This window comes from Rodentibacter myodis (assembly GCF_001999305.1).
Taxonomy (GTDB): Bacteria; Pseudomonadota; Gammaproteobacteria; order Enterobacterales; family Pasteurellaceae; genus Rodentibacter; species Rodentibacter myodis.
This window is the reverse complement of record NZ_MLHQ01000010.1, coordinates 195030-207506: the sequence shown is the minus strand read 5'-3', so window position 1 is coordinate 207506 and position 12477 is coordinate 195030. Positions and strand designations below refer to the sequence as shown.

Here is a 12477-nt window from a genome sequence, read left to right as displayed (position 1 = left end):
CAATGGCTGCCGCAACCGCTGCTTTTTTCGGATCAAGTGTGGTTGAATTTTCTGCTGTTTTTTCGAGCGTTTCGGTTTCTGCCTGCTGACGAGCCAAGCGGCGGGCTTTACGTAATGCCATCACATCTGAATTATCGGGCTGAACTTCGCCTTTTTCCGATGTTAAGGTTTTAATTGGTGCCGCTTCATCAGAATGAGATTTTTTGGCTTTTAAGCGTTCTAATGCGGCTTTAACCGGATCTTCGCCGTTGGTTTTGGCGAGTTCTTCCCTGCGTGCCTCAGCCGCACGTTGAGCTCGGGCTTTGCGTTCTTGTTCTTCACGAGCCATACGTGCCTGTTTGGCTTCAAAACGAACTTTCGCTTCATCGGCTTTTTTCTGTTTTTCTTTGATTTGCCAAATTTTCGCTTTTTCTTGGCGGAAATATTGGATTAAGGGAATGTGGCTCGGGCAAACATAGGCACATACGCCACATTCAATGCAATCTTTAAGGGCATATTCCTCTGATTTTTGGTGATCTTCGCTACGTGCAAACCAATAAAGTTGTTGTGGCATCAGATTAATCGGACAGGCATCAGAACAGCTTGAACAGCGAATACAGGCTTGTTCCGGCTCCGGTTCGGCATATTCAAAATGATCCGGTACGAGCAGACAGTTGACGATTTTTGTCACCGGTGCATTTAGATTAGGGAGTTCCAATCCCATCATCGGGCCGCCGGCAAAAACAGGAAAACGTTCATCAAATTGATAGCCTGCGTGGGTGAGTGCGTGATAAATCGGCGTGCCTAACCGCACCCAATAATTGCCTTTTTGTTGAATTTTATCGCCGGTGAGGGTAACGGCACGTTCGATTAAGGCTTCATCATCCATTACCGCTCGTTTAATCGCAAAGGCTGTGCCAACATTGTGCATAAGCACGCCAATATCGGATGAACGCCCGCCACTGGGTACTTCCATTCCGGTGAGTAAATAGATGAGCTGTTTGGAGGCACCGGAAGGATATTTTGTTGGAATAACACGCACATCAATATCGTTTGCACCTTGCAATGTATGTTTGATGGCTTGAATGGCAGCAGGTTTATTGTCTTCAATCGCAATGACAACTTTTTCCGGACGCAAGATATAGCGTAAAATCCGCACACCTTCGATAATTTCATCACTATGCTCTTGCATAAGGCGATCATCACAGGTGATATAGGGTTCACATTCTGCCCCATTAATAATTAATAATTTAACTTTTTTTTCCGCCGATTGAATTTTGGCGGCGGTTGGAAAGACGGCTCCGCCTAATCCTGCTACACCAGCTTGATAGATTTTTTCAATGAGTTGTTCCGGCGTGAGGGTGAGAAAATCTTCAATAGGATTTTGTTCAACACCTTTATCCAATCCGTCTGCCTGCAAATGAATAGTTGGCTCATCCAAACCGGAAGGGTGGGCGGCAACATAGGGTGCAATAGATTTAATGACGCCTGAAGTGGGGGCGTGGATCGGCAACATACGCAAGCCATCGCCTTGCGTTAAGGCTTGCCCTTTTAGCACATAATCGCCCACGTTCACCAATAAATGACCCGCTTGTCCGGCGTGTTGTTTGAGAGGAATGTAATAATCTGCACTTAAAGGCATATTTCTCAGTGGTTGATGGGCGGATTGGGCTTTCATATCAGGTGGGTGAATTCCCCCTTTGAAATCCCATAATTTACCGGAATTAAAACGAGATAAAACGTCCGTCATTTATTCCTCCACGCCTTTGAATACTGTCGATTTTTTATTGGTATCCGTTATATTCACCACCGGAATAATTAATTTTTCATCAAATTTCCAATCCCAGCTTTCAATCTCTTTTTTCACCGCAATCATCGAAATACAGTCGGTTGGACAAGGGGCGACACAAAGTTCACAGCCGGTGCAAAGATCGGGAATAATGGTATGCATTGCTTTGTTTGTTCCGATAATGGCATCCACCGGACAGGCTTGAATACACTTGGTGCAGCCAATACACATATTTTCATCAATAAAGGCGACCATTTCGACCGGTTCTTCCACACCTTCCATCGCCGGTACATCAACACCTAAAATTTCTGCGATTTTGACAACCGTTGGTTGACCGCCGGGAACGCATTTAGTGATTTGATCGCCATTGGCAATGGCTTCGGCATAAGGTTTGCAGCCGGGATAACCACACTGACCACATTGGCTTTGTGGCAATACGGCATCAATTTTTTCCACGATAGGATCGGCTTCTACTTTGAGTTTTAAGGAAGCAAAACCTAAAATCGCACCAAAAATTAAGGCGAGCAAGGTGATTACGATGAGGAGCGTTGTCATTGTTTCTTTATTTTTCCGAAAAATTTTTGATAAAGCCCGATAAATAAAATCAATAGGGTGATTGCCATTGCGGTTAAAAGATAGAACATAAGATTTAATTGGCGTTATTTAATCAGTCCGGTAAAGCCCATAAATGCAAGAGACATTAAACCTGCGGTGATAAGGGCAATGGATGAACCCCGAAACGTTATCGGCACATCTGCCGCCACCAGACGTTCACGCAAAGCGGCAAAAAGGACTAAAACAAGGGCAAAACCAAGGGAAGCACCAAAACCATAAATCACCGATTCCGTCAGATTATTGGCTAAATTCACATTGAGCAGGGCGACCCCTAAAACCGCACAGTTTGTTGTAATTAAAGGCAAGAAAATACCAAGCAGGCGATAAAGAGTAGGGCTGGTTTTATTGATCACCATTTCGGTAAATTGCACGACTACTGCAATAACGAGAATAAAAATAAGGGTTCGTAAAAACGTGGCATTTAAAGGCAACAAAATATAATGATCCACCAAATAAGCACAAAGAGATGCCACGGTTAATACAAACATTGTCGCCAAGCCCATTCCGATTGCCGTTTCAATTTTTTTCGACACACCCATAAATGGACAAAGTCCTAAAAACTTCACCAACACAAAGTTGTTAATCAATGCCGTGCTAATAATCAATAAAATATAATGTGTCATTCCTTTCCGCTTTTTTTGATGTTGCCCTTTTTACAGGGGCGTTATTATCCCTATTTATGCCCAAGAGAACAATAGGAAATTTTGGGGCGGAGAGGGGTGTTTTCCCCTCGATAAAGTGCGGTTAATTTACTTAGAGTTTTCCACCAATCCCCCTAAATTTTTCCACAAAAGCACTGATTTTTCTCTATATAACTAAAACTCAAGAATTCAGTAATATCTCATTGTCTCGCATTGGACAATAAAAAAGCCTTGAAGTCAGTATTTTCAAGGCTTTATCGGTTCTTATTGGATTGTGTTGGATTTAAATTTGGTGGAGCTGGCGGGAGTTGAACCCGCGTCCGAAATTACTCTACCTTCAGTACTACACGTTTAGTCGGTCTTTAATTTCACTTAAATATGCGGACAGACACGCTAAATTTAAGCTAGTTTGATTTAATTTAATGCTTCGATCCTCAAACGGCGGCATCCACACGATCTCGTTTTGGTTTGACTCCGCGAACTCCCCGTCTTACGAGCGGAAGCTGGGGCGCGAAGGCTAAATGCAGGTTATTAAGCTGCTAAAGCGTATTGTTCGTCGTTTGCGACTATTTTTTTGCGGTTTGTTTACGAGGCCTACCGCACCTCGACGTGCACCTTGGGCTTCGCTAATCCCGTCGAATCCAGAATCAGCCCCAAATTTGGGCGTAAGTGTATCAAAAAAAAACGGCAAATAAAAGAATCTATTTATTCAGGCTTTTTATTGGGTTAGAATCTGCCCGTTTTTATCAAAAGGAAAAATAAAATGAAAAATTTAACATCTCTCATTGCTATTTTTGTGGGTATATTTTTTTTAGCGTTCAATGTATCGGCGGCGTCAAATAAAGAAGTACCAAAAACAGCATCTAATAAGAGTGCGGAAATGGCTTCACTGAATCAAACTATCTCAATTAATGTTGAAAGTCGTCAGTTAAATGTAGATAGTAACGGGCAAGCACTTGCCGTGTTTAAATATGCGATTTCCAATGTGGGGAACAAGCCTATTTCAGGCATTGATTGGTTAAGTGTTTATGTGAATAATCGTGAGGTGGTACATAGTCAAGAGATGAAAATTGATCTTGCCTCCCCTTTAATGCCGGGCAAATCCTTAGCGATTAATTTACAAGTGCCTTTTGTGCAAATTCAAGAAAAATTCAGACCTATTTTTATGGATACCCAAGCTAAAATTGATGTTTATCCTGTCGATCGTATTATTCGATTTAGCGATAAAAAAGAGCTTCGGGAGAGTAAATAATCTGTTTTTGAATAAAGCCTGTCTTTGTACAGGCTTTATTTTTAACTGTATGCTTGAACAGTGTTTTGTTTGTGGTTATACTAAATGCCTTCATTTTTAACCGCACTTTTCAGCTATGCCTTTTACCCGAAAAATTATTCATATTGATATGGATTGTTTTTATGCCTCGGTAGAAATTCGTGAAAATCCTTCATTGGCAGGCAAGCCCGTTGCCGTAGGTGGTAGTTCACGCCAGCGTGGTGTATTGACAACCTGTAATTATGAGGCACGAAAATTTGGGTTGCATAGTGCGATGCCAACGGCACAAGCTGTGAAAAAATGCCCTAATTTGATCCTCGTGCCGGTGAATATGGCGTTGTATAAACAGGTTTCTGCGCAAATTCATCAAATCTTTCATCGTTATACCGATATTATCGAACCCCTTTCTTTAGACGAAGCCTATTTAGATGTGACAGATTGCCAAAAGTGTTCGGGATCGGCTACTTGGATTGCCCAAGAAATTCGTCAGACTATTTTTGATGAACTTAAACTTACCTCATCGGCAGGCGTAGCACCCTTAAAATTTCTTGCCAAAATTGCCTCGGATATGAATAAACCCAACGGACAATTTGTGATTAAACCAAATGAAGTCGATGATTTTGTTAAAAAACTCGCTTTGAAAAAAATTCCCGGCGTGGGAAGAGTCACCTCGCAACGTTTATCAGAAATGGAGTTGGAAACCTGTGCCGATGTGCAGCGAATTGATCAGTCTATTTTATTGAACCAATTTGGCAAAATGGGAAAACGTATTTGGGATTTCAGCCACGGCATTGATCCACGTGCAGTGCAGCCCCATCGGGAGCGAAAATCTGTCGGCGTTGAGCGTACTCTCGCAGAGAATATTCGGCAAGTGGAGGAGGGGATTGCCTTATTGGATAATTTGTATGCGGAATTACTTCGCCGTCTTGAACGTACCGTACCAAATCTCCCTTTATCTGCTTTTCGTAAAATAGGCGTGAAACTCAAATTTGAAGATTTTCAAGTGACTACATTAGAAAAGACCGGTTTGTCTTTTTCCTTGGCAAGTTTTCAGCAATTACTTTTGCAAATTTGGCAACGCAGCCAAGGGCGAAGCGTGCGTTTGGTAGGGCTACACGTAAATCTTCCGGAAGAAAATAAGCAAGAGCAAATGACCCTTTGGTGATATAATTCACCGCTTATCACATCAGTATTTGGAGAGATTATGGAACACAAATTAGAAGATATTATTGCCATTTTTAATCAATGTTTTGAACAGGAATACAACACCCGTCTGGTGAAAGGCGGCGAAGAACCGATTTATATTCCGGCAAATGAGGATGTCCCTTATCACGCTATTTATTTTGCCCGTGGCTTTTATAGCAGTGCCTTGCACGAAATTGCACATTGGTTGGTGGCGGGGAAGGAACGCCGAAAGTTGGAAGATTTTGGTTATTGGTATGAGCCGGATGGACGTTCTGAAGCACGCCAACGGGATTTTGAAAAAGTTGAAATCAAGCCCCAAGCCTTAGAATGGATTTTAGCCACGGCGGCAGGCTTTCGTTATTTTGCCAGTGCAGATAATTTAAACGGTAATCCGGGCGATACCCAACCTTTTAAATTAGCCGTGTATGAACAAGTAAAGATTTATGCCGAAAAAGGGCTGCCAAAGCGTGCGGAAACGTTGCGTAAAGCCTTGGCAAATTTTTACGGCACGGAAGATCGTATTGATTTAGATAAATTTGATGTAACCCGCATTTAAAGTGCGGTCAATTTTCGGCGTGTTTTCCGCACTGTCAATTTTCCCTAAAATCGGCTAGAATACGCCGATTTTATTTTTGCCGAGCAGATAGAAAAAGATGAAAGATTCCATTATTGCAAAACTTGAAAGTTTAAAAGAACGTTATGAAGAATTGGAAGCCTTGCTGGGCGATGCTTCCGTAATCAGTGATCAGGATAAATTCCGTGCCTATTCCAAAGAATATGCCCAACTTGAAGAAGTGGTGAAATGCTTTAACCGATGGACGCAACTCAATAGTAATATTGAAGAAGCGGAGATGTTGTTGGACGATCCTGAAATGAAAGAAATGGCGCAAATGGAAATTGAAGAATCCAAAGCGGAAATTGAAGAAGTGGAACAACAACTTCAAATTCTTTTGTTGCCGAAAGATCCAAACGATGAATATAACTGCTATTTAGAAATCCGTGCGGGAACAGGCGGTGATGAAGCGGGGATTTTTGCCGGTGATTTATTCCGAATGTACAGCCGTTATGCGGAAAGTAAACGCTGGCGTGTGGAAATGCTCAGTGCGAACGAAAGCGAGCAGGGCGGCTATAAAGAAGTGATCGTAAAAGTGAGCGGAGAAGGCGTTTACGGTCAGCTAAAATTTGAATCGGGCGGTCATCGCGTGCAACGTGTGCCGAAAACCGAATCTCAAGGGCGTATTCACACCTCTGCTTGTACGGTTGCCGTAATGCCGGAATTGCCGGAGTCCGAAATGCCGGAAATCAATCCGGCGGATTTACGTATTGATACCTATCGTTCGTCCGGTGCAGGCGGTCAGCACGTCAATACTACGGATTCTGCGGTGCGTATCACCCATATCCCAACGGGGATCGTGGTGGAGTGTCAGGACGAACGTTCACAACATAAAAATAAAGCGAAAGCGATGTCTGTACTTGCCTCACGCATTGTTCAAGCGGAGCAAGAACGCCAAGCCGCAGAACAAACGGATATGCGCCGTAACTTATTAGGTTCAGGCGATCGTTCCGACAAAATCCGCACTTATAATTATCCGCAAGGTCGAGTGACGGATCACCGTATCAATTTAACCATTTACCGTTTGGACGAAGTGATGAACGGTAAAATTGATGAATTAATTCAGCCAATTATTACCGAATATCAGGCAGATCAGCTGGCTGCGTTGTCTGAACAAAATTAATCTTTGGAGCATCCCTCGGTGGATGCTTTTTAACTTTCGGAGAAAATAAAATGTTAATTGAAAATCAACATGATAGTGATTTCACAGATTCTTCTGCTTTAATTCCTGCCGGTCGGTTCAAACGCTGGCTTGCGAGTATGATCAATGGGCTGCTTCTTTGGCTTATCCCCGGCATTGGTTTTGTTTTGGGGGATTTTGGTGGTTTGCTATTCACCATTTTGTATGTGGCATTACAGATTTATTTTATGAAAACCTACGGGCAGACGATTGCCAAACGTTGGTTGGGGCTACGGGTATTTGATTACAACACACAGCATCCAATCACATTGGGCAAATATATTGGACGTGAAGTGATCGATCTTTTGTTTGCGTGGACAGGATTTTTAATCATCATCAGTGGCATTGTGGCGCTTGTGCGTGATGATCGCCGTTCTTTAACGGATTTGCTGATTGGCTCTGTCGTGGTAAAAGACGAGTAATAATGAATTATCGACAATGGTTGCTACAAGCTACTACGAGGCTCAATGAAGCCAATCCAAAGGAGAACGGCAAACTTGATGCCTTGGTGTTATTGCAATATGCCAGCGGAAAATCCCGCACGCAGATCCTTGCATTTGATGAGACCGAAATAGATGAAAAAGTGCGGTCAAATTTAACCGCACTTTTGGCACGCCGAATAAAAGGCGAACCCGTTGCCTATATTCTGGGGGAAAAAGAGTTTTGGTCATTGCCGTTGAATGTGTCGAAAGAGACTTTGATTCCACGTCCCGATACTGAAATTTTAGTGGAAAAGGCTTTGGCGATAGCGATAGAACAACTCCAAAAAAATCCACCGCACTTTAAGATTTTAGATCTTGGCACCGGCACAGGGGCAATCGCTTTAGCTTTGTCTTCCGAGCTTGCACCGATTTGTGAAAAACAACAAATTTCATTGGAAATTATCGGGGTAGATTTAATTCATCAAGCCGTTGATCTTGCAAAATCGAACGCAGAAAAAAATCGCTTGAATGTGAGTTTTTTTCAAAGCAAGTGGTTTGATAAGGTAGAAGGACAATTTGATTTGATTGTCAGCAATCCGCCTTATATTGATGAAAAAGATGTGCATTTGGCTCAAGGTGATGTGCGGTTTGAGCCTTCATCCGCACTGGTTGCTTCCGAGCAAGGCTATGCCGATTTACGTCATATTATTGAACAGGCACCGCATTATTTAATAAAAGGTGGTTGTCTGCTTGTTGAACACAGCTGGCAGCAAGGCGAAAAAGTGCGGTCAATTTTTCAGGCAAATTATTGGGAAAATATTGCAACCTTGCGTGATTATGGCGACAATGAACGCATTACATTCGGTTTTTGGAAAAAATAATGAAATATTACAGACGTGGGTTATACGATCAATTTGTCAGTTTTTATCTTGCGGTTTCTGATGATGGCGGCGAATTAGAAACGCAATTTCGTGCCAAAATGGGGCATTTTGTGCGTAAGGCTCGCCGAGAAATTTCTTTGGAATGGACGCTGGAAAAGCGTATTCGTCATTTGCTGAAATTGGTTTATGAGGATTGGGCATTCCATTGTAGTCCCGACAATTATTTTTACGCCCGTAACCTTTATTTGCCTTATGTATTTGAATATCGTGAAGGAATGCCGGTTACCCTTGGCGCAATCGTACTTTATCTTGCTGATGCCTTAGATTTGCCGATTTATCCGGTAAATTTTCCAACCCAACTGATTTTGCGGGCGGAAATTGAAGATAAGGTTATTTTTATTGATCCTTGGAACGGTCAGGATATTTCCCAAGAAAAATTACAGCAACTTTATGAAGGTGCTTTTGGTTTTGGCGCGAAAATTCAACAGGAAGAACTTGAACGGGCGGATTTGAATTTGCTTTATTCGCGTTTTGAACAGCTTGCCAAAAACGCGCTGATTCGTGAAGAACATAATGATATGGCATTTCGTTACATAGAATATTTACTTATTTTAAAGTCTGATGATCCTTATCATATTCGTGATCGTGGATTTGTATTGGCACAAATGGGGGCGTATCCTGCTGCCTTGAAAGATTTGGAATATTTTGTTGATAACTGTCCTCAAGATCCTACATCGGCACTCATCCGCACCCAACTTTTAGAACTCAAAGGCGAAATTGATCAAGATCGCCATTTTCTTCAGTAAATAAAGGAAAATTTTATGCAAAACAAAATTGTAAAAATCGGCAACATTGATATGGCGAATAACAAGCCTTTCGTCCTTTTCGGCGGTATGAATGTATTGGAAAGCCGCGATATGGCAATGCAGGTATGCGAAGCCTATGTAAAAGTAACGGAAAAACTTGGTGTGCCTTATGTGTTTAAAGCCTCTTTTGACAAGGCGAATCGTTCGTCTATTCATTCATATCGAGGCCCGGGAATGGAAGAAGGGTTAAAAATTTTCCAAGAATTAAAACAAACTTTCGGCGTGAAAGTGATCACCGATGTCCACGAAATTTATCAGTGCAAACCGGTGGCGGAAGTGGTGGATGTGATTCAATTACCGGCATTTTTGGCCCGTCAAACAGATCTTGTTGAAGCAATGGCGCGTACCGGTGCGGTGATTAATGTAAAAAAACCACAATTTTTAAGTCCGGGGCAAATGGGCAATATTGTTGAAAAAATTGAGGAATGTGGCAACGACAAAGTGATTCTTTGTGATCGCGGTACAAATTTTGGTTACGATAATTTAGTCGTGGATATGCTTGGTTTCAGCGTTATGAAAAAAGCCTCCAAAGGCAGTCCGGTGATTTTTGATGTTACCCATTCTCTACAATGTCGCGATCCTTTTGGTGCGGCTTCCGGTGGTCGCCGTGAGCAAGTGACGGAATTGGCACGTTCAGGTTTGGCGGTGGGCATTGCCGGTTTATTTCTTGAGGCGCATCCAAACCCAAATCAGGCAAAATGTGACGGCCCGTCCGCATTACCGCTTTCAGTGTTGGAAGGCTTTGTTGCGCAAATGAAAGCCATTGATGATTTAGTGAAATCTTTCCCTGAATTAGATACTTCTATTTAACGGAAAAGTGCGGTTGAAAATTAAAAAATTTTTGACCGCACTTTTTAACATTACAAGTTTTTTAAAACGAAAAGGAGAACACAATGAAAATCGTATTTTTAGACAGCACCGCCATTCCAAAACACATTCCAATTCCTCGCCCGAATTTTGCTCACGAATGGATTGAATATGAACACACTTCTGCACAACAAACCATTGAACGTGCAAAAGATGCAGAGATTGTGATTACCAGTAAAGTGGTTTTTGATCGCAACACATTGGAACAGCTACCAAAACTTAAACTCATCGCCATTACCGCAACGGGAACGAATAACGTGGATCTTGTTGCTGCAAAAGAATTGGGTGTGGCAGTAAAAAATGTAACCGGTTATTCCGGTGTGACCGTGCCGGAACACGTGTTGGGATTAATTTTCTCGTTAAAACACAGTCTTGCCGGCTGGTTGTGTGATCAAACGATGGCGAAATGGGCAGATTGTCCGCAATTTTGTTATTTTGATTATCCGATTACCGATGTACGGGGAGCGACTTTAGGGGTATTTGGCAAAGGTTGCTTAGGGACGGAAGTCGGGCGATTGGCTGAAGCTATCGGGATGAAAGTGCTTTATGCCGAACATAAAGATGCCACAACTTGCCGTGAAGGTTATACGCCTTTTGCAGACGTATTAAAACAGGCGGATATTGTTACCTTACATTGTCCACTAACGGAAACCACGAAAAATTTAATCAATTCAGAAACCCTGTCACAAATGAAAAAAGGGGCATTTTTGATTAATACGGGGCGTGGGCCTTTGGTGGATGAAAATGCTTTACTTGAGGCTTTAAAAAGCGGTCATCTGGCAGGTGCTGCATTGGATGTAATGAGTAAAGAGCCACCGGAAAAAGACAATGCGTTAATTCTTGCGGCAAAAACAATGCCGAATTTGATTATCACACCACATATTGCTTGGGCAAGCGACAGTGCGGTTACCACATTGGTGCAAAAAGTGACGCAAAATATGGAAGAATTTGTGGCGCAATTAAAATAATATGAAATTACCCATTTCCCTTTATATCGCCCTACGTTATTGGCGGGCTAAAAGTACCGATCGTTTTGGGCGATTGGTGACCAATCTTGCCGCTTTCGGTATTGTATTAGGCGTGATGGCATTAATTATTGTGCTTTCGGTGATGAACGGATTGGAAAGTTACCAAAAACAACAGGTGTTATCTTCTCTTCCGCACGCCATTATAAGTAAAGAACAGCCCATTTCTACGGAAAAACTACCGGAAAATTTACCGTACTTTGTACAAAAAATCGTACCGATTAATACCACAAATGTGATTTATCAAACGAAAAAAGGCGTGAGTGCGGGGCAGGTGATTGGCGTGCAATCCTTTTCTGATGATCCCTTGTTGGAATCTTTGGATAACGCTCAATTTGAGGCGTTGTTACCTGAAGGCGAATTTAAGCTGATTATTGGTGATCGACTTGCGCAAAAATTGGGGGTGAATATTGGTGATAAAATCCGCTTAATGATTACGGAAAACAGCCAATATACCCCCTTTGGGCGTGTGCCAATGCAACGTTTGTTCACGGTGAGTGAGATCTATTTTGATTATGGTGAAGCCTCGGATTATGAGGCATTTGCGAATTTATCGGATATTGGTCGTTTAATGCGTATTCAGCCTGAGTTGGCGCAAGGTTATCGCCTATTTTTAACCGATCCTTTCTTGATCACAGCACTACCCCAAGCCTTTTCGGAATGGCAAATTGACGATTGGCGGGTTCAAAAAGGAGAATTTTTCCAAGCGGTGCGAATGGAAAAAAATATGATGGGGTTATTGATTAGTTTAATCATTGTGGTGGCGGTTTCTAATATCGTCACTTCACTTAGCCTTATGGTGGTGGATAAAAAAGGCGAAATTGCCATTTTACAAACGCAGGGATTGACGAAGTCTCAAGTGCGTTTGGTCTTTATTTTTCAAGGCTTATTAGTGGGATTTGTCGGCACATTGATTGGCACGATTTTAGGCGTGTTGGTTACGTTAAATTTGACGACAATAATAAGTGCGGTCAATTCAAACGGTGTTTTTCTCCCTACCGAAATTTCTCCGCTGCAGATTATGACGGTGGTGGTTTTTTCTTTATTATTATCTTTTATATCAACCATTTATCCGGCTTATCGTGCGGCGAAAACCGCACCGGCGGAAGCCTTACGCTATGAATAGTAGTAAAAGATTTTGATA

General features: G+C 42.2%; 13 protein-coding genes and 1 other RNA gene. 10 read left to right on the top strand and 4 right to left on the bottom strand.

What is annotated here, in order from left to right; translation table 11 throughout:
• The 4 genes from rsxC to ssrA form a co-directional block, all read right to left on the bottom strand.
• The coding region (gene rsxC, locus BKL49_RS04905; RefSeq protein ID WP_077423494.1) for an electron transport complex subunit RsxC at positions 1 to 1729 on the bottom strand (1729 nt) is incomplete at its 3' end.
• Positions 1730 to 2323: an electron transport complex subunit RsxB gene (rsxB, locus tag BKL49_RS04900; RefSeq protein ID WP_077423493.1), complete on the bottom strand. Its 594-nt coding sequence runs from the start codon at positions 2321 to 2323 to the stop codon at positions 1730 to 1732.
• 104 nt (positions 2324 to 2427) lie between these two features.
• Positions 2428 to 3006 (bottom strand): electron transport complex subunit RsxA, encoded by a 579-nt coding sequence (rsxA, locus tag BKL49_RS04895; RefSeq protein ID WP_077423492.1) that lies wholly within the window; start codon positions 3004 to 3006, stop codon positions 2428 to 2430.
• A gap of 308 nt (positions 3007 to 3314) precedes the next feature.
• Positions 3315 to 3679, bottom strand: a transfer-messenger RNA (tmRNA) gene (gene ssrA, locus BKL49_RS04890).
• 108 nt (positions 3680 to 3787) lie between these two features.
• Between ssrA and BKL49_RS04885 the strand changes: the two genes are divergently transcribed.
• The 10 genes from BKL49_RS04885 (at position 3788) to BKL49_RS04840 (ending at position 12459) form a co-directional block, all read left to right on the top strand.
• Positions 3788 to 4276 carry a hypothetical protein gene (locus BKL49_RS04885; protein ID WP_077423491.1) on the top strand — a complete coding sequence of 163 codons (489 nt, stop codon included), beginning with the start codon at positions 3788 to 3790 and terminating at the stop codon, positions 4274 to 4276.
• 115 nt (positions 4277 to 4391) lie between these two features.
• A complete protein-coding gene (dinB, locus tag BKL49_RS04880) occupies positions 4392 to 5459 on the top strand; it encodes a DNA polymerase IV (protein ID WP_077423490.1) in 1068 nt (355 codons plus the stop codon).
• A gap of 39 nt (positions 5460 to 5498) precedes the next feature.
• On the top strand, positions 5499 to 6035 hold the full coding sequence (locus BKL49_RS04875) for an elongation factor P hydroxylase (RefSeq protein WP_077423489.1): 537 nt from the start codon (positions 5499 to 5501) through the stop codon (positions 6033 to 6035).
• Positions 6036 to 6132: 97 nt separating this feature from the next.
• Positions 6133 to 7215 carry a peptide chain release factor 1 gene (prfA, locus tag BKL49_RS04870; RefSeq protein WP_077423488.1) on the top strand — a complete coding sequence of 361 codons (1083 nt, stop codon included), beginning with the start codon at positions 6133 to 6135 and terminating at the stop codon, positions 7213 to 7215.
• A 50-nt stretch (positions 7216 to 7265) separates the two neighbouring features.
• On the top strand, positions 7266 to 7694 hold the full coding sequence (locus tag BKL49_RS04865) for an RDD family protein (protein ID WP_077423487.1): 429 nt from the start codon (positions 7266 to 7268) through the stop codon (positions 7692 to 7694).
• Between the two features lie 2 nt (positions 7695 to 7696).
• The gene (gene prmC / locus BKL49_RS04860) at positions 7697 to 8575 is read left to right on the top strand and encodes a peptide chain release factor N(5)-glutamine methyltransferase (protein WP_077423486.1); all 879 of its coding nucleotides are present in this window, start codon (positions 7697 to 7699) and stop codon (positions 8573 to 8575) included.
• A complete protein-coding gene (locus BKL49_RS04855) occupies positions 8575 to 9381 on the top strand; it encodes a SirB1 family protein (RefSeq protein WP_077423485.1) in 807 nt (268 codons plus the stop codon). The genes prmC and BKL49_RS04855 overlap by 1 nt, the downstream gene beginning before the upstream one ends.
• 15 nt (positions 9382 to 9396) lie before the next feature.
• Entirely contained in the window at positions 9397 to 10251 is an 855-nt protein-coding gene (kdsA, locus tag BKL49_RS04850) for a 3-deoxy-8-phosphooctulonate synthase (RefSeq protein ID WP_077423484.1), read from the top strand.
• Positions 10252 to 10334: 83 nt separating this feature from the next.
• Complete coding sequence (locus BKL49_RS04845) at positions 10335 to 11276, top strand: 2-hydroxyacid dehydrogenase (RefSeq protein ID WP_077423483.1); 942 nt, start codon at positions 10335 to 10337, stop codon at positions 11274 to 11276.
• 1 nt (position 11277) lies between these two features.
• Positions 11278 to 12459, top strand: coding sequence for a lipoprotein-releasing ABC transporter permease subunit (locus tag BKL49_RS04840; protein ID WP_077423482.1), 1182 nt, complete (start codon positions 11278 to 11280; stop codon positions 12457 to 12459).
• Positions 12460 to 12477 lie beyond the last annotated feature (18 nt).

Coding starts and splice junctions, on each gene's coding strand:
- BKL49_RS04855 (WP_077423485.1), top strand. CDS start 8,575: ATGAAATATTACAGACGTGGGTTATACGATCAATTTGTCAGTTTTTAT.
- dinB (WP_077423490.1), top strand. CDS start 4,392: ATGCCTTTTACCCGAAAAATTATTCATATTGATATGGATTGTTTTTAT.
- rsxA (WP_077423492.1), bottom strand. CDS start 3,006: ATGACACATTATATTTTATTGATTATTAGCACGGCATTGATTAACAAC.
- BKL49_RS04845 (WP_077423483.1), top strand. CDS start 10,335: ATGAAAATCGTATTTTTAGACAGCACCGCCATTCCAAAACACATTCCA.
- prmC (WP_077423486.1), top strand. CDS start 7,697: ATGAATTATCGACAATGGTTGCTACAAGCTACTACGAGGCTCAATGAA.
- BKL49_RS04840 (WP_077423482.1), top strand. CDS start 11,278: ATGAAATTACCCATTTCCCTTTATATCGCCCTACGTTATTGGCGGGCT.
- kdsA (WP_077423484.1), top strand. CDS start 9,397: ATGCAAAACAAAATTGTAAAAATCGGCAACATTGATATGGCGAATAAC.
- BKL49_RS04885 (WP_077423491.1), top strand. CDS start 3,788: ATGAAAAATTTAACATCTCTCATTGCTATTTTTGTGGGTATATTTTTT.
- BKL49_RS04865 (WP_077423487.1), top strand. CDS start 7,266: ATGTTAATTGAAAATCAACATGATAGTGATTTCACAGATTCTTCTGCT.
- BKL49_RS04875 (WP_077423489.1), top strand. CDS start 5,499: ATGGAACACAAATTAGAAGATATTATTGCCATTTTTAATCAATGTTTT.
- rsxB (WP_077423493.1), bottom strand. CDS start 2,323: ATGACAACGCTCCTCATCGTAATCACCTTGCTCGCCTTAATTTTTGGT.
- prfA (WP_077423488.1), top strand. CDS start 6,133: ATGAAAGATTCCATTATTGCAAAACTTGAAAGTTTAAAAGAACGTTAT.